This is a genomic window from Kitasatospora sp. NPDC051170 (assembly GCF_044455705.1).
Classification (GTDB): Bacteria; Actinomycetota; Actinomycetes; order Streptomycetales; family Streptomycetaceae; genus Kitasatospora.
This window is the reverse complement of record NZ_JBITFA010000012.1, coordinates 241,415-266,430: the sequence shown is the minus strand read 5'-3', so window position 1 is coordinate 266,430 and position 25,016 is coordinate 241,415. Positions and strand designations below refer to the sequence as shown.

Sequence of the window (25,016 nt, the reverse complement as noted above, 5' to 3'; positions counted from 1 at the left end):
CGCCGCAGGGCCTAGGCGTTCGGCCGGCCGAAGTGGCGGGCGAAGAAGCGCACGGCACTGTCGGCCTCGAAGCGGGGGAGCTCCTTGTGGCGGCCGGAGTTGGCGTGCAGCGTCTTCTCCTCGGAGGCGAACGCGTCGAACAGGGCGAGGCCCGCCTCGCGCGGTATGTGCTCGTCGTCCCACTGGAGGTCGTACTCGACCGGGACGGTGATCCTACGGGCCCTGTCGGCCAGGGTGTCGGGCCAGTGCTGCCCGAACACGGCCGCCGCGACCCGGGGCTCCTCGGCGACGAACGGGATGCCGATGGCCGTGCCCATGTTGATGCCCCACCAGCCCACCGGCCCGTCCGTGCCGATCTCGGGCAGTCGCTGGAGCGCGTCCAGGGCGGCCTTCCACTCGGGGAGGGAGAGCTCGGCCAGGTGGTCGTTGTACCGCACGACGATCGGGCCGACCGGCTTGCCCGTCGCCATCGCCTCCTGCATGACGTCGATCTCGGCCTCGTCGTGCGCCGTGCGCGGACGGTCGCCGTGCCCGGGGGCGTCGAGCACCGCCACGTGGTACCCGCAGCTGAGCACCAGCAGCCGGGCGCGGCCGGACATCGCCGGGTGCTTCTTGTGGTTGCCGCCGCCGTGGCCCATCAGGATCAGCGGCGCGGGTTCGGCGGCGGGGGCTGCCGGGGACCAGAGGACACCGGGGACGTCCCCGAGGAGGAAGTCGCGCTCGAGGATGCCGTTCGCGGTCGACTCGGCGGTGAAGCGGAAGGAGTGAGAGTAAGAGGACATAGCAACCACCTGTTTTCGGGAGAAGCCTGCGCTGAAGGTCAGGCGCTCCCCGGCGATACCTACGTCTATCGGCCGGCCGTGATGGAAAGGGGGAGCGCCCACGTCGTCACTGCGTTCACGGGTCTCACCTCCTTGGTCTGTCTCACGGACAGCGGAAAGCTAGCAGCTCTTCCGGAACCTCGCTACTCCTTTTTCTCCGTCAAGGAACACACAGAGGGCGGAGGCTGCGAGCAGAGCGCAGAGCGCAGGTCGCCGCGCGCAGCCCCGCGGATGGCCAGGGCCGGGACGACGGGCCTCACTGCGCCAGCCGGGCCCGCGCCTCCATCAGGGCGAAGCCCAGCAGGTTCAAGCCCCGCCACTCGTCCGGCTGCTGGGCCCGGATGTCGTCGGCGGCGAGCCCGATGCCCCAGATCCGGTCCAGCGGGCTGGCCTCGACCAGGACGCGGGTGTTGGTGCCGAGGAGGTAGGCGAGGAGGTCGTCGTGCTGCTGGAACTTGGCGACGTTGCCCTCGACGACGAGCTCGAAGCGGTTGGCCGCCCAGGTCTCGTCGTCGAAGTCCTTGACGAGGCGGCCGAGCTTCTTCGCCTCGGCCGGGGTGCGGGCTTCGAGGATCCGGGCGGCGGTCGCGTGGTCGTCGAACATGCGGGCCTTGCCGGCCATCATCCAGTGCTCGGCGGAGGCGTAGGTGACGCCGTCCACGGTGAACGGCTGCGGCCACCACTGGCTCAGGCACTCCTGCCGGGTGCCGCCGCCCTTGCGGTCGGTGTGGCCCCAGAACATGACCCACTTGGGCTGGATGCCCGTGGCCATCAGCGCGGAGAGCTCGGCGCGCGTGCGGACGTCGGCGAGGGTGGCGGGCGTCTGGCGGGGGCGGATGGTGCTCATATCGTCATTCTGACGCAAAGGATGGATTTAGGCCAGCGGGTTTTCCACGCCGAGGACGGAAAGGGCTTCGCCGGCGACGGTGCGGATCGTCTCGGAGGGGTCGGCGGTCAGGGCGGTGATCGTCGCGACCGCCTCCGGTTCCTCGGGCCAGGCCAGCGCGAGCAGCTTGACCGCGACCGTCCGGACCTCGTCGGACGGGTCCTGGCGGGAGAGTTCGAGCGCCGGGCGCAGCGCCGTCTCGGTGAAGCGGGCTGCCAGCACCTGGAGGGCCGCGATGCGGACCTCCCAAGCGGGGTCGGCGAGGGCCGTGTAAGCGACGGATCGGTTGGGCCAGTACTCGCCGAGGAGCTGCAGCGCCTCCGAGCGGACGGCCGGGTTGTCGTCGCCGGCGGCTGTGTCGACGGCGGCTCGGGTGTCGAGACGGTCGAGCCAGTGGTCGGCCAGGAGTCGGACGGCTTCGGTGCGGACGGCCGGATCGGGGTCAGTGGTGGCGGTGTGGATGGCGGACCAGGAATCGAGGTGTCCAGGCCAGTTGTCGCTGAGGAGGTGCAGGGCTGCGACGCGGACGGTCCCGTCGTGGTCCGTGGCGGCGGCGAGGAGGGCGATGTGGGTGTCGGGGTGGCCCGCCTGGAGCATGGTGATCAACCGGAGGGCTTCGATGCGGACGCTCCGGTCGGGATCGGTGGAGGCCGCCTCGATGGTGCTGTGGGTGTCGGGGTGTCCGGGCCAGACGGCGAGGAGGATCTGAAGCGCCTCGATGCGGACGCTCGGGTCGGTGTCGTCGGTGGCGGCGGCTCGAACGGCGAGTAGGCCGCGTTGGTCGTTCGTGACCACGCGAGGGCCCGGCAGCCGGATGGGTGTGTCGCCGCCCAGGGCACGGGACACGCTGGAGGATGCGGCCCAGGAACCCGCGATCAATTGGAGAGCCAGGCTGCGGACGTGAGAATCGGCGTCCTGGGTGGCTGCTTCGACGATCCGGGCCGTTTCGGTGTCATCGGGCCAGGTGTCGGCGAGGAGGAGGAGGACGTCGAGGCGCCGGTCCGCATCGGGATGGTCGACACCTGCCTGGATGGCGGCAATAACCTCACTGAGGGGTGGAGCCCCCTCCGCGATCGCCTGGAGTTCCTGGCTGCGTGGGTAGGCGGCGCGCGGCGGTCCATCGGGGCCGGATTGAGAGGCGAACTTATAAGCGAGTGGATGCCAGCGGACTGATGTCGTCCGTCTGGTCGATCGGTCGTCCCGGCAGAGGCTCCGGGCGACGAGGATGCCAGTGGCTGCGCCATGGGTGCTGGAGCCGCTCAATGCGGCGCGGTACCAGCGCAGGTAGCGTTGGCGGCCGCTCCAGAAGTGATCGAAGGTGGCGAGGGCCGGTAGGGCTTCGTCGGCGTCGAGTCGGGGCTTCCGGCGGAGTGCGGTGGTCAGTGCGTCGACGGCGGCGTCGCTCTGCGCCGACACCGACAATCGGTCGTCGTCGGCCCTCGACCCTGCCTGGTCGCTGATCTCCTCCACCTCGGCGAGTACCCGGATGGCGAAGAGCAGCGCGGGCGCTCTCCGCTGTCGGAACGTTCGCCGGTGCCGCTTGAGCAGACGGGCGAGGAAAGCCGCCACGTCCCGCTGCTTCAGTCGGCTGGCGGTCAGCAGCACCACCTCGTGCCAGGTCGGGTCCTGGGAGAGCTCGTTGAGCAGGTCGACGAACTCATCCCGGCTCCACTCCTCCTCGTCCCGGCGACGTACGAGGTCGGAGGAGGCGAGGTACTCGAGGAATGTGCGATGGACGAAGCCGTAGATGCCGCCGCCGTAGTGGGCGAGGAGGAAGTTCCGGGTTCGGAGGCGCTCGACCAGGAAGTCGGCGGCTATCTCGGCGGCGGGCCCGCCGATGTTGTGCTCACTGAGGAACCCGCTGATGATGCCCGTCAGTTCATCGTGGTGGATGAAGGTTCCGGCGGGCTTTCCGGCGTCGCTCTGCATCCGGCGGGCGATGCGTTCGAGGAGCTTCAGCCTGCGGCCCGCGTTCAGCCATTCCAGCGCTTGGGCGGCCTCCGCGTTCGCCGGACCGGATGGGGTGAGGAACTTGGCGTCTCGGTCCCACCGTTCGACCAGGACCTCGATCGCGTGAGCGTAGACGTTGCGCCGCTCGCGGGGGATGGTGTGCCCGAGACCGATGGCGGCCAGCACGGTCAACAACAGGGGGTTTCCCGCGAGTTCGCCGACCGCGCGAATGTTCTTCACGGCGTTCAGCAGCCGTTCGGTGAGCTGCTCCGCGCGGGCCGGAGCGGCAGGGTGGGCAGCCGTGTACCAGCGGCGGGTGAACTCGGCGACCTGGCCGGCGTCCAGGTTCCGCAGCTTCACGTGGCGGAAGTCGGCCGAGGTGAAGTCGCTCGCCCGGTAGCCGTATTCGCGCGAGGTGACGATCGTGCGCACCCTCGGGTAGGCGGAGGCGAAGGCGGCGATCCGGCGGGCGACGGTCGAGCGCAGTTCGGGATCGAAGATCTCGTCGAGGCCGTCGAAGGCCACCAATGCGTCGCCATCGGCGAAGAGTTGGCCGAGAACGGAGGAGGGCAGGCCCATGCGCTCCTGAGCGTGGATGAACTCCAGGAACTCCTCGATGGTGCGCTCCGGCTGCTGCGCGTACTGCCGGAGTTCCACCACGACCGGTACCAGGCCCATCAGGGGCGCAAGTTCGGACGGAACCGTTTCCAACGCGTCGGCCAGCGCCAGGGCGAGGAACTTCGTCAGCGTCGACTTGCCGCCGCCGGGATCGCCGATGACGACGAGCCGCAGTTCCCGGCTCTCTCCGATCAGTCGGAGGACCGAGGGTGGATCCTCCCCGTGGGCGGCCATGGGGTGGAGTCGCAGGGCGTCCCGGTCGATGGGGCTGCGGGCGTCGTGGATGTCGCAGTCCTGCGGGATGTACACCTGCCGCAGCTCGATCACCGGTTGCTCGCCCGCCAGCCCGGAAGGCCCGAGGACGTCCAGGTTCAGGCGGCGGTAGACCTCCCGTACCCGCTCCAGGTACGTGGCGATGGCCGCCTGCGCGTCGACGGCGGGTTCGGGCGGCGTGCCCTGGTAGATGGTGATGTCGCGCCCGGCAGCGATCGCGTCCTGGCCCTCGGCCGAAACGATCCGTTCGGTGCGTCGCCAGGGCCAGAGGCTCAAGAGGACCGCCGGTTCAGGTCGATCCCGTTGATGTCACCGCCGGCCGCCACCGATCCCCGCCCGCTGGCCGAGACGTTCCGGTGGCCCGAACTCGCGCCGCCGCCGCTCTCGTTGATGTCCCCACCTGCCGCGACCCCGCCGCCGCGCGCCTCGACCGTACGGTCACTGCTCGCCGTCGGCGTCACCGCCGGTGCCCGCAGGGCGAGGACGGCGGCCACCGCCCCGACCACCCCCGCCACCGCGCCCGCGACGCCGGAGACCAGCCCCGTTGTCTCCTGGCTGGTCAGCAGCGCGACCAGCACCAGCGCCACCGTCGCCGCGCCCCCGACCCCGGCGATCCACCACAACGTCCCACGCTGCATCGCGCGTTCCTCCACCCCTCCGCACAAACCCTGGAGGCAGAACGGTAGCTCAGCAGGCCGTCACCCGCCCCCGCTCGGCCTAGTGCCGCGTCAGGACGCGCCCCAAGCGGCCCCTAAGCTGCCCGGCTATGAGCGCACCCGACGACCACCGCCTCCGCCCGTTCCGCATCGCGATCCCGGACGCCGACCTGGCCGACCTGCACGAGCGCCTGGACCGCACCCGCTGGCCCGAGGAACTCCCGGGCGTCGGCTGGGACTACGGCGTCCCGGGCGCGCACCTGCGGGAGCTGGCGCGCTACTGGCGCCACGCGTACGACTGGCGCGCGGCCGAGGCGCGGCTCAACGCGTGGCCGCAGTTCACGACGACGATCGACGGCGCCAACGTCCACTTCGCGCACCTGCGTTCGCCCGAGCCCGACGCCACGCCGCTGCTGATCACCCACGGCTGGCCGGGCTCCTTCGCCGAGTTCGAGCGCGTCGCGGGCCCGCTCACCGACCCGGTCGCGCACGGCGGGGACGCGGCGGACGCCTTCCACCTGGTGCTGCCGAGCATCCCCGGCTTCGGCTTCTCCGGCCCCACCCGCGACCGGGGCTGGGAGTTCAAGCGCGTCGCGGCTGCTCTCGCCGAGCTGATGCGGCGCCTCGGCTACGAACGCTACGGCGTGCAGGGAGGCGACTGGGGCTCGGCGATCTCCCGCGAGATCGGCCGCGCCCGGCCCGAGCGGGTGATCGGCGTCCATCTGAACCTGATCCCCGGCGCGGCCGCCACCACCGAGCCCACCGAGGAGGAACTCGCCCCGCTCACCCCGGCCGAGCGCGAGCGCACCCGCGCCTCCTGGGAGCGGATGAAGGCGTGGAGCCGCGACCGCCAGGGGTACGCGGACATCCAGGCCACCCGCCCGCAGACCCTCTCCTACGCGCTCACGGACTCGCCGGTCGGCCAACTCGCCTGGATCGCCGAGAAGTTCGTCGAGTGGACGGACACCCGCGAACACCCCGAGGGCCCGATCGACCGCGACCACCTGCTCACCAACGTGATGCTCTACTGGCTCACGGGCACGGCCGGTTCCTCCGCCCGCATCTACTACGAGCGCGCCCACGCCGACTACTGGGGCGCGCCTCCGGAGCCGTCCACGGCGCCGACCGCGCTGGCGGCCTTCCCGGAGGAGAACTTCGTCCTCCTGCGGCACATCGCCGAGCGCACCGACAACATCGTCAGGTGGACGGAGTTCGACCGAGGCGGCCACTTCGCCGCGATGGAGCAGCCGGAGCTGCTCGTCGGCGACATCCGGGCCTTCTTCCGCCAGCTGAAGGATGCGGCCTAACGCGGCGAGCTGTGCCAGCGCCAGGTGGTGAGCCGGGGGTGCCCGGGCAGTTCGGCGCGGCCGGTGGCCCACAGCAGGGTGGGCCAGGGGTCCGCGCCGTCCGGGGCCTGCGGGAACAGCCGGGTGAGCACCCGCGAGCAGAGGTCGGCGGGCGGGGTCCAGGGCAGCCCGAAGCCCTCCGCCACGTCGTGCAGGTGCACCAGCGTCTCCACCACCCCCATCGCCGCGAACCCCTCGGGGTCCGACACCCCTGAGGTGTGGTGGGCGCGGACGTGGGGCGGCGTGGTGCGCACCATGGCGACCAGCAGCGCGCCGCACGCCTCCAGCACCTGCAGCAGGCCCGCCGGGCCCGCGTCGCGTTCCGCGTGGGCGAAGACCATGGGGGCCTCGGCCCGCTTGCGGGTCAGCGCGAAGGGCACATGGGTGTCCAACGGCGGCTGCTGCGGCCCCAGTTGCACGGCGTAGTAGAACAGGTCGTTGGCGAGGTGCTCGGTGGTCTCCCAGCAGTCCCACTCCAGCGACCCGGCCCTGCCGCCCCACCCGTCCGGCGGGGCCTGCCGCAGGGCGGCGACGGCGAGCCGCACGGCGAGCTCGACGTCGTCGGCGGTGACGGGGGACGGGGCGGGTGCGTGTTCGACCGATCGGGACATGGCGGCACCGTATCGCGAGGGGGAGAGCTCCTTTGTGCAGTGTCGCGAAAGTTCGTTCGCCGTCTACTGTGTTCCGATGAGCCCCGACCACGCCCCCACCCGGCACGTTCTGCTGATCGGCGGCGCCCCCGGCGTCGGCAAGAGCCGGGCCGCCGAGGCCCGCGCCCTGCATCTGCCCGTGGCCGCCAACTACCTCCCGCTGGCCGTACCGCTGCGCCTCAACTCCGCGCTGTAGTCCAACCGTTGACCCCTCCTCGGCGCCAACATAAGGCCGGTTAACGTACAGACATGCATGTACGTAAAGCAGAACCGAGCCCGTTAGCCCCGCAAGCCCCCCGCCGCCCCGGCCAGGCCGAACGCAGCGCCCAGTCCCGCAGCGCCCTGATGGAGTCCGCCGCCCGCGGCCTCTCCCAGGCCGGCTACGGCAACCTCGTCCTCGCCCAGGTCGCCGCCGACGCCGGGTACAGCCGCGGCGCCCTGTACCACCAGTTCAAGGGCAAGGAGGAACTCGTCCTCGCCGCCCTCGACTGGGTCTTCGCCACCTGGAACCGCGAGGTCGGCACCCTCGTCGAGCGCGAGCCGGACCCGGTCGGCGCGCTGCTGGCCATGGCGCGCGGCCACGCCGTCTTCTGCCGCCGCGACATCGCCCGCATGGCCCTCGCCCTGCGCCTGGAGTTCAGCGGCCAGGACCACCCCGTGGGCCGCGCCGTCGAGGCCGGCTACGCCCTGCTCGTCGCCGACTGCGAGGCCCGCATCGAGGCCGGCCGCGCCTCCGGGACGATCCCGCCGGGCCAGCCGGCGCACGCCCTCGCGCTGGCCTTCGTCGGGGCACTGGAGGGCGTGGTCGTCTCCCTCGCCGGCCAGGCGCCCTACGACGAGGTGCTCGCGGAACGCGCCGCCGCGGGCGTGCTGGGAATCCGGCCATGAGGACCCCGAGGACCCCGAGGCAGACCCGCACCCGACGCCCCTCGCGCGGGCGGACGGCGCCCCCGGTCAGCAGGCAGCGGGAGATCCCCGAGGAGATCCGCGCCCTCATGGGCCCGGGACAGCGCGGCTACGCCGACCTGTTCGCCCTCGCCACCGACGGCACGATCGCCACCCCGGAGGTGTGGGCCCGCGCCATGCTGGAGCAAGTCGCCGGAATCCAGGGCCAGTTCGTGTGGCGGGTGCTGCTCGGCCTGCGGCTGCGACCGCGACCGCGACCGAGACTGCGCCGGGGCGCCTCGCCTCAGCACATCGCCGGTTGGCGGATCGCCGAGCGGCGCGAGGGCCTGATCCGTGTCGAGGCCCACGGCCGTATGCTCACCGGCAACCTCGTCGTACGGACCGACGGGGACCAGGTCTCACTGGCGACCGTCCTGCGCTACAGGAGCCCGGCGGGGGCCCGGATCTGGAAGCGGCTCTCCGCCGTCCACCGGCGCCTGACGCCGGATCTCCTCCGCGACGCCCACCGCCTGGTTCTCGCGCGGCCGTCCGGAAAACCGGGCCCGGGCCGCACTTCTCTCCCTTCCTAACGTATAGCGCAAGGGGGGCCTTGCGGCAAGGCCCCCCTGGAGGCGCACAATCACTGGCCTGAGATCGGAGCTGATGCCATGACCCCCCTCTCGACCAGCGTGTTCGCCCTCCCCGCCCACCTCTCCGCCAAGGCCGACCCGGCCCTGACCGCCGCCGACGAGCGCCACTTCGCGGCCGTCGCGGCGAGCCTGGAGCAGGCGATCGCCGAACTGTCCGGTCAACTGGACGCCCTGCGCCGCGCCCCCGGGGGCCTCGGCCGCGCCGCCATGGACCGCGACGTCGAGGTGCACCGCCTCACCTCCCGCCTGCGCGCCCTGCGCCGCTTCGGCCTCGACCTGTGCCTGGGCCGCATCGTCCCGGCCCCCGGGGGAGAGCCCGTGTACGTCGGCCGCCTCGGCCTCACCGACGGTGACGGCCGCCGGCTGCTGATCGACTGGCGCTCCCCGGCCGCCGAACCGTTCTTCGCCGCCACCCACGCCCACCCCCAGGGCCTCGCCAGCCGCCGCCGCTACCGCTGGACCGGCGGCCGGATCACCGACTACTGGGACGAGGTCTTCGCCCCCGACGGCCTGGAGGGCCATGCCGCCCTCGACGACCAGTCCGCCTTCATCGCCAGCCTCGGCACCAGCCGCTCGCCCCGCATGCGCGACGTCCTGACCACCATCCAGTCCGACCAGGACGCCATCATCCGCGCCGGCTCACGCGGCGCCCTCGTCGTCGACGGCGGCCCCGGCACCGGCAAGACCGTCGTCGCCCTCCACCGCTCCGCCTACCTGCTGTACGCCGACCCGCGCCTCGGCCACCGGCGCGGCGGCGTCCTCTTCGTCGGCCCCCACCAGCCGTACCTCGCGTACGTCGCCGACGTGCTCCCCAGCCTCGGCGAGGAGGGCGTACGGACCTGCACCCTGGGCGACCTCCTCCCCGAGGGAGCCGGGGCCACTGCCGAGGCCGACCCCGAGGTCGCCCGCCTCAAGGCCACGACGGGCATGGCGACGGAGGCGATCGACGCCGCCGTCCGCCTGTACGAGGATCCGCCGACCGAGGGGCTCACCGTCGAGACGTACTGGGCCGACCTCCCCCTCACCCCCGCCGACTGGGCCGACGCCTTCGGCGCCGTCGAACCCGGCACCCCGCACAACGAGGCGCGCGAGCAGATCTGGGACGAACTGGCCTCCAACCTCTGGGAGAAGCTGGAGGAGGCGGCCGAGGAGGAGGACGAGGTCTCCCCGCAGCTCTTCCACCGGTCGCTGCGCCAGAATCGGGCGCTGGTCACCGCCCTGAACCGCGCCTGGCCGATGCTGGAGGCGACGGACATCGTCGGCGACCTCTGGACGGTGCCCGCCTACCTGCGCCGCTGCGCGCCCTGGCTCGCGGTGGAGGACGTCCGACAGTTGCAGCGTAAGGATGCGCCGCACGCCTGGACGCCGGCCGACCTGCCCCTGCTCGACGCCGCCCGGCACCGGCTCGGCGACCCGGGGGTCGGCACCCGCAAGCGGCGGCGGGAGGCGGCGGCGGAGGCCGAGCGGGAGCGGATGGCGGACGTCATCGGCCACATCCTGGAGGCGGACGAGGACGGGGACGGCGCGGTGGAGATGCTGCGCGGGCAGGACCTCAAGGACGTCCTGGTGGACGAAACCGTCCTGCCGGGCGAGGAGGCCGACCCGCTGGACGGGCCGTTCGCGCACATCGTCGTCGACGAGGCGCAGGAACTCACCGACGCCGAATGGCAGATGCTGCTGCGGCGCTGCCCGTCGCGCAGCTTCACGATCGTCGGCGACCGGGCGCAGGCGCGGCACGGGTTCGCGGAGTCGTGGGAGGAGCGGCTGACGCGGGCCGGGTTCGGCCAGGTCCGGGAGACGTCGCTGACGGTCAACTACCGTACGCCGGAGGAGGTCATGGCGGAGGCGGAGAAGGTGATCCGGGCGGCGCTGCCGGACGCGAACGTGCCGACCTCGATCCGGGCCAGCGGGATTCCCGTGCTGCATGGGGCAGTTGGGGAGCTGGACGCGGTGCTCGACGGCTGGCTCGCCGAGCATCCGGAGGGGACTGCCTGCGTCATCGGCGCGGGCTCAGCGTTCCAGGAACGTCCGCGCGTACGGGCGTTGACGCCCGTGCTCGCCAAGGGGCTCGAGTTCGACCTCGTCGTGGTCGTCGACCCGGCGGAGTTCGGGGACGGGGTCGAGGGCGCGGTCGACCGGTATGTGGCGATGACGCGGGCCACGCAGCGGCTGGTGGTGCTGGATCGCCCGGCTGAGTAGCGAGTTGGCGATCAGTGTCACGGAGGAGAGGACGAGGAGGAAGAGGAGGTTCGCCACCCCGGGGTCGGCGGGGCGGACGGGCGAGGAGGCGAGGAACCCGGCACCCGCCCCGGTCGCGACGGAGAACATCGCGGCGACGACCAGGGCGGCCCGGGGGCGGGTCGGCGGAGGGGTCATGAGCCCTGGGGCGGGGGAGGAGTGGTGAGGTCCTCGAGCCGGGCGGTCCACTCGATGCCGCCGGTGGGCGGGCGGAGGTAGACCACGTTGCCCACGGTGTCCATGACGACGCCGAGTTGGCGGGTGCGGGTGTCGTAGAGGAGCTCGGGTTCGTCGATCACGTGATCACCCAGGAGTCGAGGCGGACGGTGATCACCTTGTCGGACGTTCCGACGACCTTGGCGGGGAGCGGGGTGCCGCCGGCGCGGTTCAGGGTGACGGCCGAACCGAGTTCGGGGTGCCAGGGCTGCTGCTCGGCCCGGACGCGCTGGGCGCGGACGCCGAGGCGGAGGAGGTCGACGATCTGGAGGATCACGGAGGTGGGGGCGGCGCCGAGGTCGATGAGGACGATGCCGGTGACGGAGGCGCACTGCCAGTCGATGCCGGGGGAGGGGAGCTGGGTCCCGGCGTAGGCGAGGGTCGCCTTGAGGTCGTCGAGGGCGTCGGCGGCCTCCCGGCGGTCTTCGGCGGTGATCCTTCTGAGGATGGATGCCATGGGGGTGCGCTCCTGGGGGAATTGGTGCTTTGGCATCCAGGGTGCAGGTCGTGGGGTTACTCTGTGAAGTAGGGGAGGAACAGCGAGTTACGTGTTAGGAAGCGGTATGCCTGCGCCCGAAATCGCCCTCGGTGGAATGACCCCTCGCGAGTTCTACGCGTTCGAACTGAAGCGTTATCGCGAGGCGATGGTCCCGAAGATGACCCAGGAACAGCTGGGCGCCGTCGTGTTCTGTTCCGGCGCCTACATCGGCCAGTTGGAGACGATGGCCCGAGTGCCGCAGCTTGCGCTCAGCAAGTTGATTGACAAGGCGCTCAACACTGGTGGGGCTCTGGAACGCCTGCACTACCTGCTGGGCTTCACAACCTTCCCGGACTATTTCGAGAACGCTGCTGATCACGAGTCGCGTGCGACCTCGATCAGCGAGTACGCAGGCACCCTGGTCCCGGGACCTCTGCAGACCTCGGCGTACGCGGAGGCGGTGTTCCGGGACGCCGGAACCCTCCATACGGACGAGAAGATCATCACGCTGGTGGCAGCGCGGATGGAGCGCTCCAAGCGGATCACGGCTCCTGAAGGCCCCGAGCTGTGGTTCATCCTCGACGAGGCAGTGCTGCGCAGGGTGATCGGTGGTGGCGAGGTCATGGCCGATCAGCTGCGGCACTTGGCGGGGCTGGCCATTCGGCGTCGGATCACACTTCAGGTAGTGCCATTCGACTCCGGAAACCACTCACTTCTATCAGGCTTGCTTAGCCTGATGACGTTCGATGACGCGCCGCCTCTCGTGTACAGCGAGTCGGCTTTCGCGGGCCAACTGCTGGACGATCCGGCGATGGTGGGGAGGTGTCACCTCGCCTACGATTGGGCCCGAGCTGCGGCGTTGTCGTCGCAGGCATCGCTGGCCTTCGTTGAATCGGTCGCAGAGGAGTACGAACGTGGCGGGAACTGACCATAGGCCAGCTCGGTGGCGTAAAAGCAGCTACAGCAGTGGCAACGGCGACCACTGCATCGAGGTGGACGATGCGACCCCTGGCCGTGTCCGTGACTCGAAGGATCCGAGTGGCCCGGCCCTCGCCTTCACTCCCGCCGCCTGGCAGTCCTTCGTAACTGCCATCCGCTCCAGCGAGTTCGGCACTTCCTCCATCTGACCCCTGGCCTCGGTCGTCGCCATTGCCGACGACCGAGGCCAGTCGCGTCATCTCAGCCCTGCTGGACTGCCTTGACCCTCTCCACCTGCTGCTTGACCCACTTCTCCTCCGGCATCGACGTATCGGCGAGCGCCGAGTTGGCGACCATCGTGATCACGTCCCCGGTGCGGACGAACACATAAGTCTTGCTCTCCATCACCGCGTTCTGCCCGCCGTCCTCGCGGTACTCGGCCTTCAGCGCCAGCGTGCCGTCCCCGGACGCCTGGTACGTCCCCTTGCTGAACTTGGCCTGAGCCTTGGGCATCCCCGTCATGGCGATCTTGACGTTCGCGCAGGACGCGAGTGCCGACTCCGCAACCGCCATGGCCTTCTCCGCCTGCCCCGGCGCGTACTGGGTCAGGTGGATCTCCAGATACTCCCGGCCCATGCCGTGGTAGTACGCCCCCGTCGCCGAAGCCACCGGCGCCTTCGCCGCGTTCCCAGCGTCGTCCAGGTCCGCGATGGCCTGGCAGGCGGGCTTCTCCGCCGTCTGCTTGTGCTCATGCTGGGTCGGGCCCACGGTCGAGCGCTGCTCGTCCGCGTCCAGATCCTTCTTGGTGAGCAGCGCCTTCACGAGCTGCTCCTGCGTCAGCGGCTTCCCCGCCGCCTTGCCCGCCCCCGCCGTGGTGGGCGCGGCGCCAGTGGCAGCCGGAGCCGGGTCGTCGTCCGGACCGCAGGCGGCGAGTGTCAGCGTCAGCGATGCGACGGCGGCTGCGGCCAGGGTGATGCGCATGGAACGCATGGTTCGAAATCCCCCGAAATCAGAACGAATTACTTGAACACGCCAGCCGCTCGACCACAATGGATCACGGACGGCTGACGGCCGATCAAGCTACCGCACGATTCCGAAAACGGATTGATCACCGTCCGTGCGCCTGCATACGGTGTCCGTCATGGTGGCGACCTCAGACCCAGCAGACTGGCGCACGGCCAACCGTGCGCTCTGGGACGAACGCGTCCCGATCCACACCGCCGGCACCTTCTACGACCTCCCCGGCTTCCTCGCGGGCAGTGACACACTCCGCGACTTCGAACTCGCCGAGGTCGGCGACGTCCGTGGGAAGACCCTGCTCCATCTCCAGTGCCACATCGGCCTGGACACCCTGTCCTGGGCCCGCCGTGGAGCCACCGTCACCGGCCTCGACTTCTCCGAGCCCGCCGTGGACGTAGCCGACGGCCTCGCGACGCAGATCGGTGCCACCACCGCCCGCTTCGTCACCGCGGACGTGTACGACGCCGTCCGCGCCCTCGACGACCAGACCTTCGACATCGTCTACACGGGCCTCGGCGCCCTGTGCTGGCTCCCCGACATCGCCCGGTGGGCGCGGACGGCGGCGGCCCTGGTCGCCCCGGGCGGCTTCCTGTACCTGGCCGAGTTCCATCCCGTCACCGAAGTCCTCTCCGAGGACGGCCGCACCGTCGAGGGCGACTACTTCGACCGCGATCCGATCGTCGTGGACGAGCCCGGCAGCTACGCCGACCGGACTGCGGAGACCACCGCGACCCTGACGTACGAATGGCGGCACGGCGTCGGCGACGTCGTCAGCGCCCTGATCGCGGCGGGCCTCCGGCTGGAGTTCCTGCACGAGCACGACGGCGGCCACTTCAGCCTGCCCGCAGGGGTGGGCGTCCCGCAGCTCTACAGCCTGCGTGCTGCGAAGGACGGGTGACGGCAGCATAGGAAGTCGGCCCGGCCGACTTCCTGCGCTGCCGTCACCCGGCCGCCACCGCCGGATTGCGACCCGGCATCACGGCTTCTCCCCTTGGGCTATGTGCTGCGGCCCCGGCAGCCGATCCCGAGGAGACGTGACCATGCCCCGCTCGACGATCCCCGCCGCAGTCGTGGCACTGGTCCTCGCCACCGGCGGCCTGACCGCCGTGACTCAAGCGCCCGCCAGTGCCGCCGCCCCGGCCCCGGGACGCCAGGCTGCCCCGAGGCACTTCGGGGTCCAGGGCCCCGACGTCCTCGTGCTACCCGGCGACAGCGCGATCGCGAGGGCCGAGTGCCCGGCCGGCTGGGAGCCCAGCGGGGGCGGGGGAGTGAGCAAGGCGGTGGGGCTCTTCCTCAACAGCTCGTCCATCAACGGCGGTCTCTGGGAGGTCAGTTACAGCAACGAGACCGGCTCCCCGGCCTACGCCGCGGCCTATGTCGTCTGCAGCCAACTGGTCCACGAGAGCTTCGACTCGGAGCGGATCGACCTGCCGCGCAGTTCGCCGTGGACCGACTCCGTGACCGCGCGCTGCCCCCAGGGCTACCAGGTGACCGGGGGAGGCTTCTGGACCGACGCGGGGAACGCGCTCGCGATGGGGACGTTCCCGACCTACGGCGCCTGGGTCACCAGGGGCGTCAACAACACCACCCTCCCTCGGGAGCTCAGCTCGTTCGTGGTCTGCGTCGCCGGAGCACAGCACACCATCCACGACGGCCCCGCGGTCAGCCTGCCGCCGAACGGCGTCGCCATCGCCGATGCGCTGTGCCCGGCGGGCCAGGAAGTGACCGGCGGCGGAGGCCGTGCCTCCTTCAACGGCACCGACCCGAACTACTACGCCCTGCTCATGTCGTCCCGGCAGCGCATCGACGGGAACGGATGGGAGGTCACGGCCTACAACACCAGCGACACCGAGTACCGCACCCTCGTCGCGAACGTCATCTGCACCCCGGCCGTCTAGCGGGCACCTCCCCAAGAATCAGAGTCAACGATGGTCAACGTCCGGCTCGCCCCTCATCGATGGCCTCGCGATCCAACCGTGCTGTCAGCTCCGCCATCGTGGGTCGCGACGCCTCTCTGGCGATCAAGTCCCGCATGAACTCCTGGAGCGATTGACCGGCGCGGGCTGCACGGGCCTTCAAGGTCTGGATCTGCTCGTCCGGGATGCCCCGGATCGTGAGGTCTGCCATATCCGCATTCTGGCAACCTCTTCCGCAACGTGCGGACGAGTGAGGCGGCTGCGGTCGTCGCTGCTGTCGACGACCGCAGCCGGCAAGTCCTGCTCCACGAGCCGTCGGCTACTCGCCACGCAGTAGTTCCATGATCTCGTCGGTCGACATCCCGCCTGCGGCCGTTCCTCTCATCCGCCGTGCTATCCGCTGGCCTCGGGTGCTCGCCCCGGTCCGGCGCACGATCCGCAGACCGCCCTCCTCCTCGATCACATCCACCTCGTCCCCGGGGTGGAGACCGCACCTCTTTCGAAGGTCTGCGGGGATCGTGATCTGGCCTTTGCTGTTGAGTCGCATCACTTGGCTCCCGGTATCCCGTGCTTCCCCTCCTAGGTCATATCAGCCCCGGGCGATGACCGATCACAGCCCGATGGTCAGCCAGACGGTCACGACAGCACCGGACAGCAGCCCCGCGTTGAGGGCGATCCTTCGGTCTCCGCCGCTCAGGTGGACGGCGATGGCGCCGATCTGCAGCACCACGAAGCCGAGGGCCGCGACCGTCGCAAGCCAGGGGGCGACGCCGGTCAGTGGCGGCAGCACCAAGCCCGCCGCGCCCAGCACCTCCACCGCCCCCAGCGCCCTGAGGGCGGGCAGCGGCACGCCGTCCACCCACGCCATCATCGGGCGGAGCTGATCGCGGCTGCGGACCAGCTTCAGCCCGCCCGCGTACAGGTAGAACAGCGCGAGCAGCCCCGCGACGACCCAGTACGCGACGTTCACGCGAGCTCCGTCGCGTAGCGGCTCATCACTTCGACGCCGGCCCGGGGCGCCTCCTGGAGATCCCGGAAGTACTGCACGTACAGGTCCGGCGTGAACGTGCTGAGCAGGACGGCCGGTTCGTCGGCCGGGTTCTCGAACGCGTGCGGGGCCCCGGGCGGGACCACCACCAGCGTGCCCGCCCCGGCGTCGTAGGTCTCCTCCCCGACGGTGAACCGCACCGTGCCGGAGAGGACGTAGAACCCCTCGTCGTGCTGCGCGTGCCGGTGCTGCGGTGGCCCCTGCGTGTGTGGGGCGAGGACGGACTCGGCGATGGCGAGGCGGTGGCCGGTGTGGCTGCCGTCCTCCAGGATGCGCATGCGGGTGGTGCCCAGAACGATGCTCTCGCCCTCACCGGGGCGCACCACCGATACCGTGGCGCGGGTTTCTTCGGTCATGCCCACCAGTGCACCGCCGGGCGCCCGCCGCCGTCCAAGACCCATCCCGCCGCCCCGATACCCCACGGGTATCGTGGCAGCGTGGAGCTACGGACCCTGCGCTACTTCGTCGCCGTCGCCGAGGAACTCCACTTCGGCCGCGCCGCCACCCGCCTGCACATGAGCCAGCCGCCGCTCAGCCGGGCGATCAAGCAGCTGGAGGCCGAGGCCGGGGCCCTGCTCTTCACCCGCTCACCCACGGGAGTCACCCTCACCCCCGTCGGCTCCGTACTGCTCGACGAAGCACGGGCCCTGCTCGACCACGCCGACCGCCTCCGGGTGCGCGTGAGCGCGGCGGCCGGCGCATCGAGCATCACCGTCGGCATCCTCGCCGACGGCACCGACCCGGGCGTGGCCCGCCTCGCCGCCGCCTACCGTCGCCGCCACCCCGGCATCGACATCCGCGTCCGCGAGACCGACCTCACCGACCCGACCTGCGGGCTGCGCGCCGGACTGGTCGACGTCGCCCTGACCAGGGCGCCCTTCGACGAGACCGCCCTGACGGTCCGCACCCTCCGCGCCGACCCGGTCGGCGTGGTCCTGCCCGCCGACGACCCGCTCGCGCGCCGCGACGGCCTGAGTCTCGCCGAACTGGGCGACCGCCGCTGGTTCCAGTTCCCGCAGGGCACCGACCCGGTGTGGAAGTCCTACTGGAACGGGGGCCTTCCGCGCGAGGGGCCGATGGTGAGCACCGTCCAGGAGTGCCTGCAGGTCGTGCTGTGGAACGGCACGGTCGGCCTGGCGCCCCTCGGGCACGAGGTTCCTGCGGAGCTGGCCGTCGTCCCGCTCACCGACATGCCGCCCAGCCGGGTGGTCGCGGCGTGGAACGAGGGCGACACCAACCCGCTGATCCGCTCCTTCGTCGCGATCGCGACGGCGGCCTACCGTCACTGACTCCCGTGCGGGCAGGTCTCGTTGTGGCTGTGGGTCCGCCGGACCGGCCAGGCCGGGAAGTCCTCGGGCGCGGAGCCGGAGGTGGGGTCGTTCCACCGGTCGATCCAGGGCTGGGCGACCTCGGGGCAGCACCACACCCGGCCCCAGCTCCAGTACTTGCTGCTCTCCTTCACGCGCTGCACCGCAGGGCTGTAGAGGCCCTTGACCCGGAAGTTCTCCAGGTGCTTCCGGAAGAGGATCATGCTGATGTAGCGCGTCCGGCTCCCACGGTGCACGCCGATCACGTGGAGGCGGTCGTCGTCCCCCTGGTACCGGGGCGGGAACACCCACAGCTTCGCGCCCGGCGCGAAGTGCTTGAGGCCGGTCTCGACGTCACCGCTCATCCCATGACGGGTTTGAGCTGCGACGTTGGCGACGACGCACCACTCCAGGGGCTGCGGGGGCTGGTCTCCGGGTTCGGTCATGCCGAGCAGTGTGCACCGCCGCGCGGACGGCGTGCGAACGATTTGCTACAGCTCCGGCAGCCGGTCCTCGGGTGTGGGGGAGCTGCCCTGCTCCAGCCAGTAGAGGTAGGTCCGCAGGTCCTGGGCGAGGCCGCCGGCCAGGTAGGACTCGAAGTCCCGGACGGAGGCGGCGATGCCCTGCTCCACCGAGTTGTAGGCCTCCCAGTCCCGGCCGGACAGGAAGTCCGTGACCCGGCCCCGGTCGCGCCACCACTCCCGGACGCCCTCCGGCGTCCAGTGCGTGTCGCCGTCGCAGCCGTACCCGAGGAAGGGGTCCTGGTAGGCCCCCTCCACCAGCAGGGCGACCTCCGCCGGGGTGCGGGGCTGGCGGTACACGTACTCGGTCAGGTAGTCGCCCCCGTAGAGCACGTGGTCGGGCGCGGACAGCCTGCCGGTCCAGCAGGTGTCGGTATCGGCCCCGTAGAAGGGCCCGGGGACGTTGAGCCAGAGCTTGTCCTCCCAGCGGCCGGTGAACGTGTCGCGATCGGCGCCGAGACCGGCCGTGGGATCGAAGTAGAGCGTCACCGCCGGAGCATAACGCGACGCACCCGGGCCGCCCCGTTTGCGCGGGGCGGCCCGGGAGGGGGCCTCAGTGACAGCTTCCGGGGTCGGGGCCCGGGAGGCAGGAGGGGCGGGGGGCGGTGGGGCGGCGGGGGGTGGAGGTGCGGGTGTGGCACTGGCGGCAGGTCCACTCCTCGCGGATCTCCAGGGTGCCCGAGCAGTGGACGACCGGGACCGTCCACGGGCCGTCGAACGGGGTGCCGGTGCGGCAGGACGGGCAGTGCCTCTCGGTGGTCCCGGTCATCGGGCGGCCCTCCCGCCCCGCAGGCGGCCCGCGTAGCGCAGGCCCGTGCGTCCGGCGGCGGGGCCGGCGGTGAGCCGGGCCAGCGGGGCGGCGAGTGCGCCCCACAGGGACTCGGCCGGGAGGAAGCCGCCCAGCACCAGCACGGTGCCGAGCACGAGCACGGCCACGAACAGCAGGTGCGCCCGGGGCAGGTCCAGGGTGATGTCTGCGAGCATTTGGTCCTCTCCTTCTGGTGGAGCCGTCCCGGGCGCGCGGGCCCGGGACGGCGGGGTGTTCTGTTCACCGGTGGTGGGTCACATGGGGTTCTCCCTCCGCCGAAGTGGCCGGTCTTACCGGGTACTTCGAGTCTGGGAGCGCCCCTCGCGGGCTTCAATGAATCGCGAACGCGCACGGTCCCAGCCGGGCGCCGGCGGCATTCGCCGACGAACGGCGGAACCCGGACGGCACAAGCGGTCGTTGACGGACAATCAGGGCATCGGTTCCGTCGATTCCTGCCGCTGCCCGCCAGTTCCCGCCAGTTCCCGCCCGCGCCCGCTCAGTTCCCGCCCGCGCCCGCTCAGTGCCCGCTCAGCGCCCGTCCGAAGGGAAGCCATGTCGAAGCCGTACGACCCGATCCCGGCGCCCCAACTCCGTTTCGCCGCCGAGCTGCGCAAGCTCTGGACCCGCGGCGGCGAGCCCACGCTCCAGGACCTCGCGGCCCGGATGCGGTGGGGCCGTACGACGGTGTCCGCGCTGCTCAACGGCAAGCGCTTCCCCAGCTGGGAGCAGATGGCGGCCCTCGCCGAGGCGTGCGGGGAGCGGCCGGACGCGTGGCAGGCGCGCTGGCAGGAGGCCCGCGGCCACCTGACCACGCTGCGCCTGGAGTGCGCCACGACCACCCCGCCGCCGGAGCCCGATCACGAGGCGCCCCCCGGCCTCCCGATCGCCGAGCACCTCCTCGGGGCCGCCGAACTGTCCGCCCACTGGTACCGCAACAACCCCGAGTTCTACGCCGCCGCCACCGAGCGCGTCCGCCTGGCCCGCGCGGAGATCCGCCTCACCTACACCCGCCAGTCCCCGCCGACCGCGCTGACCACCCCGGCCTCCGTCGAGTACTTCCGCGAGATCCTCGCCTGGGCCGGCGCGGAGAGCGAGGACGAGCGCTGCGTGCGCCGCATCATCGGCGTCCCCGAGCGCGACGGCGTCCCGCAGGCCGACATGCTGGCCTGGGCCCGGCGGCACCACGAGGACACCGACGACCTGCTCAACTACGAGGCCCGCGTGCAGCGGTGGACGGCGGCGGCCGACGGCCTCAACATGGCGCTGATCGACGACAGCGTCGTCTTCCTGGCCTTCTCCGGCCACGCCCGCCAGAAGCTCAACGGCTTCAGCGTCGAGGACCGCACCTTCATGGGTTACTTCACCGGCCACTTCGACCAGCTGTGGAGCGCCCTGCCGAGCCTCGGCGAGTACCTGGCCGACGTTTCCGACCAGGAGGCCCGCCGGGCGTGACTGTCACCGCGGGCCCGTACTGTTCGCGGCATGGCAATCGTGATGTTCGTCGACGAGACGACGGCCGGCGACCGCAGTGACGGGTGGGGGCTGGAGATCCTCGAGGAGAGGCTCACCGTGCGTGAGCTGATCCGGCGCAGGGTGTTCCAGGAGGTCGCCGAGTTCAACGCGAAGGCGCCGCAGGTGTTCCAGGGGCTCGTGCAGCCGCACGACACCGAGCGGGTGCTGAACGGGTACGCGCTGCGCACGCCGCGCCGGATCGACCCGGAGGCGCAGACCGAACTGGCGCTGCGGGCGTTCGCGGGCAACGGTTTCCTGGTGCTGGTGGGGGACCGGCAGGTGACCGACGCGGAGGAGGAGGTCGAGCTCGGGCTCGGCACGGAGGTCACGTTCCTGAAGCTCGTGCCGCTGGTGGGGGGATGACGGTGACGGACTTCGAGGAGATCACAGAGTTGCTCCGGCCGTACGTGGGGCGGACAAACGAACTCGCCGTCGCCCTGCTGAAGGCGGTGGCCGCGAGGGGAAACTTCCACGACAGCCGGTGGAACAGCGTGTTCCACGATCTGAGCGCGCTGCCGTCCGCCGGCCGTACCGCGCTCGCCGACGCGCTGGTCGCGCACCACCTCGCGGCCGAGGCGGGCACGGTCGTCCGAGATCACGTCCCGGCCCTGCTCTGCGAATTCGCACACGACCTGTTCCGTGACCGGCTCCCGGCGGAGCACCGGGAGAAGCTCGCCGAACTCGGCCGCCAGTCGGGTGTGGGGTACCGCCACCACCACCAGCTCCTCGCCGAGGCCGAGATCGAGGCCGGTCGCCTCCTCGCACCCGACATCGTGGCCGCGTTCCGGCGCTCCGCCATGAGCCCGTACTGCAGGAAGCCGCTCGTCGAGTTCGCCGCCGGCCTCACCGAGCCCGTCCTCAACGTCGGCGAGGTGTGGGCCGAGCAGGCCCTGCGCGACACCCAAGGCGACCCCGACATGCAGGCGCTCCTGCGGCACGCGGTGACCGCCACCGCCGCCAGACCCTCCCGTCCGTGGGAGAAGCAGGCCGAGAGCCTGATCCTGCCCCTCGGAGCCGACCGCGTCCGGGTCGTCCTGCTGCCCTGGCTCGCCCTCGCGGGCCGCCGCACCTTCGCGGTGGGCCGTGAACCCCTCGGGGCGGACGGCCAGAGCGCCTACGACGCGTACAACGCCAACGCCCTGCGCGGACTGGCCTGGGTGCTCGCCCTGCTGCCCGCGCACCCGGACAGCGCCCGCGCGCTCGGCGCGCTCGTCGAGACCTCCCTCCGCAAGATCCCCGGGCTGGGCCCGCGCAACCCGAAGGTCGCCAACGCCGCCGTCGGCGCGCTCTCCCGCCTCGACGGCGAGGCGGCCCTCGCCGAACTCGCCCGCCTGGGCACCCGCGTGACGTACAAGGGCACGCTCAAGCTGGTCGACGCCGCGCTCCAGACGCGGGCGGAGGCGCTGGGCCTGTCCCGTGAGGAGATCGAGGAACTCGCCGTCCCCGCCTACGGGTTGACGGATGTCGGGCGGGCCGAGCTGCTGCTGGGGGAGGTCGCGGCCGTCCTCGAGGTCCGGGGCACCAGGGTGCTCCTGGGCTGGCGCAACGCCGTGGGCAAGGAGGTCAAGAGCGTGCCCGCCGCCGTCAAGCGCGACCACGCCGAGGAGCTCAAGGAGCTGAAGACGGCCGTCAAGGACATCGACGGGATGCTCTCCGCCCAGAGCGAGCGCCTCGACCGCCAGTTCCTCGCCAACCGCACCTGGCCGTACGCCACTTGGCGCGAGCGCTACCTCGACCACCCCCTGGTCGGCACCCTGGCCCGCCGGCTGCTGTGGACGGTCGACGGCACGGCGGTCGGGTTCGCGGACGGCGAGCTGCGCACGCTCGCCGACGACCCGGTGCGCGAAGGGGGCGAGGTCCGGCTCTGGCACCCGGTGGACCACGAGCCCGCCGCGATCGTCGCCTGGCGCGACTGGCTGGAGCGGCACACGATCACCCAGCCGTTCAAGCAGGCCCACCGCGAGGTGTACCTGCTGACCGACGCCGAACGCGCGACGGGCACGTACTCCAACCGCTTCGCCGCGCACGTCCTGCGCCAGCACCAGTTCAACTCCCTGGCCTCGGTGCGGGGTTGGCGCAACAAGCTGCGCCTGATGGTCGACGACTCGGCCCCGCCCGCCACCCGCGCGCTGCCGCAGTGGGGGCTGCGCGCCGAGTACTGGATCCACGGGGAGGGCGAGGAGTTCGGCGAGGACACCACCGAGTCGGGCAGCTACCTGCGCCTGACCACCGACCAGGTGCGCTTCTATCCGATCGACGCGCCGCAGAACGAGGCGGACTGCTACGGCAGCGAGTACCGCATGTGGCCGAGGGACGGCGCCGAGCCGGTGGAGCCCGTCCCGATCGCCGAGGTCCCGCCGCTCGTGCTGTCCGAAGTCCTGCGCGACGTCGACCTGTTCGTGGGCGTGGCCAGCGTCGGCAACGACCCCACCTGGTACGACGGCGGACCGGAGGGCCGCTACCGCGCGTACTGGGCCTCGTACGGCTTCGGCGAGCTCGGCCAGGGCGCCGAGACCCGCCGCACGCTGCTGGAACGGCTCGTGCCCCGGCTGGCCATCGCCGACCGCTGCACCCTGGAGGGCCGCTTCCTCCACGTGAAGGGCGAGCGCCACACGTACAAGATCCACCTCGGCTCGGGGAACATCCTGATGACGCCGAACGACCAGTACCTGTGCATCGTCCCGAAGCCGGCCGCAGCGGCCCCGCAGACGGGCTACCTGCCCTTCGAGGGCGACCGGATGCTCGCCGTGATCCTCAGCAAGGCGATGCTGCTGGCTGCGGATACCAAGATCACGGACCCGACGATCCTGAGCCAGCTCTAGGCCCTCGGCCACGGCCCGGAGTCACCCACCCCGGAGATCACCCACCCCGGAGATCACCCACCCCTGGAGAACCCGGCATGACCTGGACCGAGCACACCGTCGTCCGCGAGGGCGTCCACCTCTCCTGCCGCGACCGGAGCGGGCCCGGCGTCCCGATCGTGCTGCTGCACGGACTGGCCGGCCACGCGGGGGAGTGGGACGCCCTCGCCGCCCACCTGGGCGGCCACCACCGCCTCGTCGCCGTCGACCAGCGCGGCCACGGCGCGAGCGAGCGCCGCCCCGGCGACGTCTCACGCGGCGCGTACGTCGCCGACGTGGTCGCCGTCGTCGAGCAGCTGGGCCTGCACCGGCCCGTCCTCGTCGGCCAGTCGCTCGGCGGCCACACCGCCATGCTCACCGCCGCCGCGCACCCCGACCTGGCCGGCGGCCTCGTCCTCGTCGAGGCGGGCCCCGGCCGCGCCGACCCGGGCCTGCCCGCCGCGATCGGCGAGGCACTCGGCGCCTGGCCGCTGCCCTTCCCCTCCCGTGCCGCCGCCGTCGGCTTCTTCGGCGGCGGCACGGTCGGCGAGGGCTGGGCGGGCGGCCTGGAGGAGCGCGACGGCGGCTGGCGGCCGCGCTTCGACACCGACGTGATGGTCGAGGCGCTGGCCGAGATCGCCCGACGCTCCTTCTGGGACGAGTGGACGGGCCTCAGCTGCCCCACCCTCGCCGTCTTCGGCCAGGCGGGCATCATCCCCGCCGAGGAGACCGCGGCCATGCTGGAGCGCCGTCCCGAGACCGTCGCCGCGAGCGTCCCCGGCGCGGGCCACGACGTCCACCTGGAACACCCCGAGGCCCTCGGCCGGCTCCTGCGGGAGTACGTCACGGGCCTCGGCCGTCATCGCTGACGACCGAGGCCCGGGAGAAACGCTTCCCTACCGCGCGCCGACCGGCACCTGGCCCTGCCGGCCGCCCTGCTGACCGTCCTTGGGGCCGCCCTTGTGGCTGACCTTGGGCAGGCCCGCCAGGAACCGGTCCACCTCGGCGCGCTGCGCCTCGGTGAACGGCGCCTTGAGCACCGTCGCGGACAGCGGCGCGGAGCCCGTCTTCCGCGCCAGCACCGTCCACGCCACCGGGTTGTGCGCCACCGTGCTGACCGAGGTCCAGGGGATGCGGCGGTCCAGGGCCGGGGTCTTCAGCTCGAGGGCGTCCTCGGTGAGCGTGACGACCGTCGGCCCCACGTAGCGCGGGGCGACCTTCAGGCCCATCCGCTTGCCGCCCGAGGTGATGTTCACGACCTGGACGAACCCGAAGCAGACCGCCGCGATCGCGAACATGACGCTGCCCGAGGCCAGGCAGACCGCCGCCAGCGCCAGCCACAGGCCGACGATCGTCCAGCGCAGCCAGAGCCGGGAGGCCGCGTTCGCCGTGACCGAGGCGACGATGTCCTCGGTGGTCGCGTCGTAGGTGACCTGCATGTTCATGGCTCGCGTGCTCC

Annotated in this window: 31 protein-coding genes; 14 read left to right on the top strand and 17 right to left on the bottom strand. The window is 71.7% G+C overall.

Features of this window, described 5'->3' with window-relative positions:
- Positions 1-11: 11 nt before the first annotated feature.
- From ACIBCA_RS25315 to ACIBCA_RS25300, 4 genes are all read right to left on the bottom strand, one after another.
- Positions 12-782, bottom strand: a complete 771-nt coding sequence (locus ACIBCA_RS25315) for an alpha/beta hydrolase (RefSeq protein ID WP_396285273.1) — start codon at positions 780-782, stop codon at positions 12-14.
- A gap of 295 nt (positions 783-1,077) precedes the next feature.
- A complete protein-coding gene (locus tag ACIBCA_RS25310) occupies positions 1,078-1,668 on the bottom strand; it encodes an NADAR family protein (protein ID WP_396285272.1) in 591 nt (196 codons plus the stop codon).
- Positions 1,669-1,695: 27 nt separating this feature from the next.
- A complete protein-coding gene (locus ACIBCA_RS25305) occupies positions 1,696-4,824 on the bottom strand; it encodes a HEAT repeat domain-containing protein (protein WP_396285271.1) in 3,129 nt (1,042 codons plus the stop codon).
- Entirely contained in the window at positions 4,821-5,186 is a 366-nt protein-coding gene (locus ACIBCA_RS25300; protein ID WP_396285270.1) for a hypothetical protein, read from the bottom strand. The genes ACIBCA_RS25305 and ACIBCA_RS25300 overlap by 4 nt, the downstream gene beginning before the upstream one ends.
- Before the next feature lie 128 nt (positions 5,187-5,314).
- On the opposite strand from ACIBCA_RS25300, the gene ACIBCA_RS25295 reads away from it, so the two are divergent.
- Positions 5,315-6,511, top strand: coding sequence for an epoxide hydrolase family protein (locus ACIBCA_RS25295; protein ID WP_396285269.1), 1,197 nt, complete (start codon positions 5,315-5,317; stop codon positions 6,509-6,511).
- Here ACIBCA_RS25295 and ACIBCA_RS25290 read toward each other — a convergent pair.
- Entirely contained in the window at positions 6,508-7,161 is a 654-nt protein-coding gene (locus ACIBCA_RS25290; RefSeq protein WP_396285268.1) for a hypothetical protein, read from the bottom strand. The genes ACIBCA_RS25295 and ACIBCA_RS25290 overlap by 4 nt on opposite strands.
- A 76-nt stretch (positions 7,162-7,237) precedes the next feature.
- On the opposite strand from ACIBCA_RS25290, the gene ACIBCA_RS25285 reads away from it, so the two are divergent.
- The 4 genes from ACIBCA_RS25285 to helR all read left to right on the top strand — a co-directional run bounded on the left by ACIBCA_RS25285 (position 7,238) and on the right by helR (position 10,934).
- Positions 7,238-7,396 (top strand): hypothetical protein, encoded by a 159-nt coding sequence (locus tag ACIBCA_RS25285; protein WP_396285267.1) that lies wholly within the window; start codon positions 7,238-7,240, stop codon positions 7,394-7,396.
- Positions 7,397-7,545: 149 nt separating this feature from the next.
- The gene (locus ACIBCA_RS25280; RefSeq protein WP_396285266.1) at positions 7,546-8,088 is read left to right on the top strand and encodes a TetR/AcrR family transcriptional regulator; all 543 of its coding nucleotides are present in this window, start codon (positions 7,546-7,548) and stop codon (positions 8,086-8,088) included.
- The gene (locus ACIBCA_RS25275) at positions 8,085-8,675 is read left to right on the top strand and encodes a hypothetical protein (RefSeq protein ID WP_396285265.1); all 591 of its coding nucleotides are present in this window, start codon (positions 8,085-8,087) and stop codon (positions 8,673-8,675) included. The genes ACIBCA_RS25280 and ACIBCA_RS25275 overlap by 4 nt, the downstream gene beginning before the upstream one ends.
- Before the next feature lie 78 nt (positions 8,676-8,753).
- The gene (gene helR / locus ACIBCA_RS25270) at positions 8,754-10,934 is read left to right on the top strand and encodes an RNA polymerase recycling motor ATPase HelR (RefSeq protein WP_396285264.1); all 2,181 of its coding nucleotides are present in this window, start codon (positions 8,754-8,756) and stop codon (positions 10,932-10,934) included.
- A 173-nt stretch (positions 10,935-11,107) separates the two neighbouring features.
- Here the strand turns inward: helR and ACIBCA_RS25265 are convergent, their stop codons facing one another.
- Together ACIBCA_RS25265 and ACIBCA_RS25260 are read right to left on the bottom strand one after the other, a co-directional pair.
- Entirely contained in the window at positions 11,108-11,272 is a 165-nt protein-coding gene (locus tag ACIBCA_RS25265; RefSeq protein WP_396285263.1) for a hypothetical protein, read from the bottom strand.
- On the bottom strand, positions 11,269-11,646 hold the full coding sequence (locus ACIBCA_RS25260; protein ID WP_396285262.1) for a hypothetical protein: 378 nt from the start codon (positions 11,644-11,646) through the stop codon (positions 11,269-11,271). The genes ACIBCA_RS25265 and ACIBCA_RS25260 overlap by 4 nt, the downstream gene beginning before the upstream one ends.
- A 106-nt stretch (positions 11,647-11,752) precedes the next feature.
- On the opposite strand from ACIBCA_RS25260, the gene ACIBCA_RS25255 reads away from it, so the two are divergent.
- Both ACIBCA_RS25255 and ACIBCA_RS25250 read left to right on the top strand, forming a co-directional pair.
- Positions 11,753-12,595: a helix-turn-helix transcriptional regulator gene (locus ACIBCA_RS25255; protein ID WP_396285261.1), complete on the top strand. Its 843-nt coding sequence runs from the start codon at positions 11,753-11,755 to the stop codon at positions 12,593-12,595.
- The gene (locus tag ACIBCA_RS25250) at positions 12,582-12,794 is read left to right on the top strand and encodes a DUF397 domain-containing protein (protein ID WP_396285260.1); all 213 of its coding nucleotides are present in this window, start codon (positions 12,582-12,584) and stop codon (positions 12,792-12,794) included. The genes ACIBCA_RS25255 and ACIBCA_RS25250 overlap by 14 nt, the downstream gene beginning before the upstream one ends.
- 52 nt (positions 12,795-12,846) lie before the next feature.
- Here ACIBCA_RS25250 and ACIBCA_RS25245 read toward each other — a convergent pair whose 3' ends face one another.
- Complete coding sequence (locus ACIBCA_RS25245) at positions 12,847-13,566, bottom strand: hypothetical protein (RefSeq protein WP_396285259.1); 720 nt, start codon at positions 13,564-13,566, stop codon at positions 12,847-12,849.
- Positions 13,567-13,726: 160 nt separating this feature from the next.
- Between ACIBCA_RS25245 and ACIBCA_RS25240 the strand changes: the two genes are divergently transcribed.
- Both ACIBCA_RS25240 and ACIBCA_RS25235 read left to right on the top strand, forming a co-directional pair.
- Positions 13,727-14,503, top strand: coding sequence for a class I SAM-dependent methyltransferase (locus ACIBCA_RS25240; protein WP_396285258.1), 777 nt, complete (start codon positions 13,727-13,729; stop codon positions 14,501-14,503).
- A gap of 142 nt (positions 14,504-14,645) precedes the next feature.
- Entirely contained in the window at positions 14,646-15,503 is an 858-nt protein-coding gene (locus tag ACIBCA_RS25235; RefSeq protein ID WP_396285257.1) for a hypothetical protein, read from the top strand.
- Between the two features lie 34 nt (positions 15,504-15,537).
- On the opposite strand, the gene ACIBCA_RS25230 is transcribed toward ACIBCA_RS25235, so the two are convergent.
- The 4 genes from ACIBCA_RS25230 to ACIBCA_RS25215 all read right to left on the bottom strand — a co-directional run bounded on the left by ACIBCA_RS25230 (position 15,538) and on the right by ACIBCA_RS25215 (position 16,925).
- On the bottom strand, positions 15,538-15,732 hold the full coding sequence (locus ACIBCA_RS25230; protein WP_396285256.1) for a FitA-like ribbon-helix-helix domain-containing protein: 195 nt from the start codon (positions 15,730-15,732) through the stop codon (positions 15,538-15,540).
- Between the two features lie 108 nt (positions 15,733-15,840).
- Positions 15,841-16,068, bottom strand: a complete 228-nt coding sequence (locus ACIBCA_RS25225) for an AbrB/MazE/SpoVT family DNA-binding domain-containing protein (protein ID WP_396285255.1) — start codon at positions 16,066-16,068, stop codon at positions 15,841-15,843.
- Between the two features lie 63 nt (positions 16,069-16,131).
- A complete protein-coding gene (locus ACIBCA_RS25220; RefSeq protein ID WP_396285254.1) occupies positions 16,132-16,491 on the bottom strand; it encodes a DoxX family protein in 360 nt (119 codons plus the stop codon).
- Positions 16,488-16,925, bottom strand: a complete 438-nt coding sequence (locus ACIBCA_RS25215) for a dimethylsulfonioproprionate lyase family protein (RefSeq protein ID WP_396285253.1) — start codon at positions 16,923-16,925, stop codon at positions 16,488-16,490. The genes ACIBCA_RS25220 and ACIBCA_RS25215 overlap by 4 nt, the downstream gene beginning before the upstream one ends.
- A gap of 81 nt (positions 16,926-17,006) precedes the next feature.
- Here ACIBCA_RS25215 and ACIBCA_RS25210 point away from each other — a divergent pair, with 81 nt between their 5' ends.
- Complete coding sequence (locus ACIBCA_RS25210) at positions 17,007-17,858, top strand: LysR family transcriptional regulator (protein ID WP_396285252.1); 852 nt, start codon at positions 17,007-17,009, stop codon at positions 17,856-17,858.
- Here ACIBCA_RS25210 and ACIBCA_RS25205 read toward each other — a convergent pair.
- The 4 genes from ACIBCA_RS25205 to ACIBCA_RS25190 all read right to left on the bottom strand — a co-directional run bounded on the left by ACIBCA_RS25205 (position 17,852) and on the right by ACIBCA_RS25190 (position 19,381).
- On the bottom strand, positions 17,852-18,322 hold the full coding sequence (locus ACIBCA_RS25205) for a hypothetical protein (RefSeq protein WP_396285251.1): 471 nt from the start codon (positions 18,320-18,322) through the stop codon (positions 17,852-17,854). The two genes, ACIBCA_RS25210 and ACIBCA_RS25205, sit on opposite strands and share 7 nt — an antisense overlap.
- Before the next feature lie 45 nt (positions 18,323-18,367).
- A complete protein-coding gene (locus ACIBCA_RS25200; protein ID WP_396285250.1) occupies positions 18,368-18,886 on the bottom strand; it encodes a ferredoxin in 519 nt (172 codons plus the stop codon).
- Between the two features lie 64 nt (positions 18,887-18,950).
- Positions 18,951-19,166, bottom strand: a complete 216-nt coding sequence (locus ACIBCA_RS25195; protein ID WP_396285249.1) for a hypothetical protein — start codon at positions 19,164-19,166, stop codon at positions 18,951-18,953.
- A complete protein-coding gene (locus tag ACIBCA_RS25190; protein ID WP_396285248.1) occupies positions 19,163-19,381 on the bottom strand; it encodes a hypothetical protein in 219 nt (72 codons plus the stop codon). The genes ACIBCA_RS25195 and ACIBCA_RS25190 overlap by 4 nt, the downstream gene beginning before the upstream one ends.
- 376 nt (positions 19,382-19,757) lie before the next feature.
- Here ACIBCA_RS25190 and ACIBCA_RS25185 point away from each other — a divergent pair, with 376 nt between their 5' ends.
- The 4 genes from ACIBCA_RS25185 to ACIBCA_RS25170 all read left to right on the top strand — a co-directional run bounded on the left by ACIBCA_RS25185 (position 19,758) and on the right by ACIBCA_RS25170 (position 24,426).
- Positions 19,758-20,657, top strand: a complete 900-nt coding sequence (locus ACIBCA_RS25185; protein WP_396285247.1) for a helix-turn-helix domain-containing protein — start codon at positions 19,758-19,760, stop codon at positions 20,655-20,657.
- Between the two features lie 30 nt (positions 20,658-20,687).
- Positions 20,688-21,080 carry a hypothetical protein gene (locus ACIBCA_RS25180; protein WP_396285246.1) on the top strand — a complete coding sequence of 131 codons (393 nt, stop codon included), beginning with the start codon at positions 20,688-20,690 and terminating at the stop codon, positions 21,078-21,080.
- On the top strand, positions 21,077-23,539 hold the full coding sequence (locus tag ACIBCA_RS25175) for a DUF4132 domain-containing protein (protein ID WP_396285245.1): 2,463 nt from the start codon (positions 21,077-21,079) through the stop codon (positions 23,537-23,539). The genes ACIBCA_RS25180 and ACIBCA_RS25175 overlap by 4 nt, the downstream gene beginning before the upstream one ends.
- A gap of 77 nt (positions 23,540-23,616) precedes the next feature.
- Positions 23,617-24,426, top strand: coding sequence for an alpha/beta fold hydrolase (locus ACIBCA_RS25170; protein ID WP_396285244.1), 810 nt, complete (start codon positions 23,617-23,619; stop codon positions 24,424-24,426).
- A gap of 27 nt (positions 24,427-24,453) precedes the next feature.
- Here the strand turns inward: ACIBCA_RS25170 and ACIBCA_RS25165 are convergent, their stop codons facing one another.
- Complete coding sequence (locus tag ACIBCA_RS25165) at positions 24,454-25,002, bottom strand: hypothetical protein (protein WP_396285243.1); 549 nt, start codon at positions 25,000-25,002, stop codon at positions 24,454-24,456.
- Between the last annotated feature and the right edge of the window lie 14 nt (positions 25,003-25,016).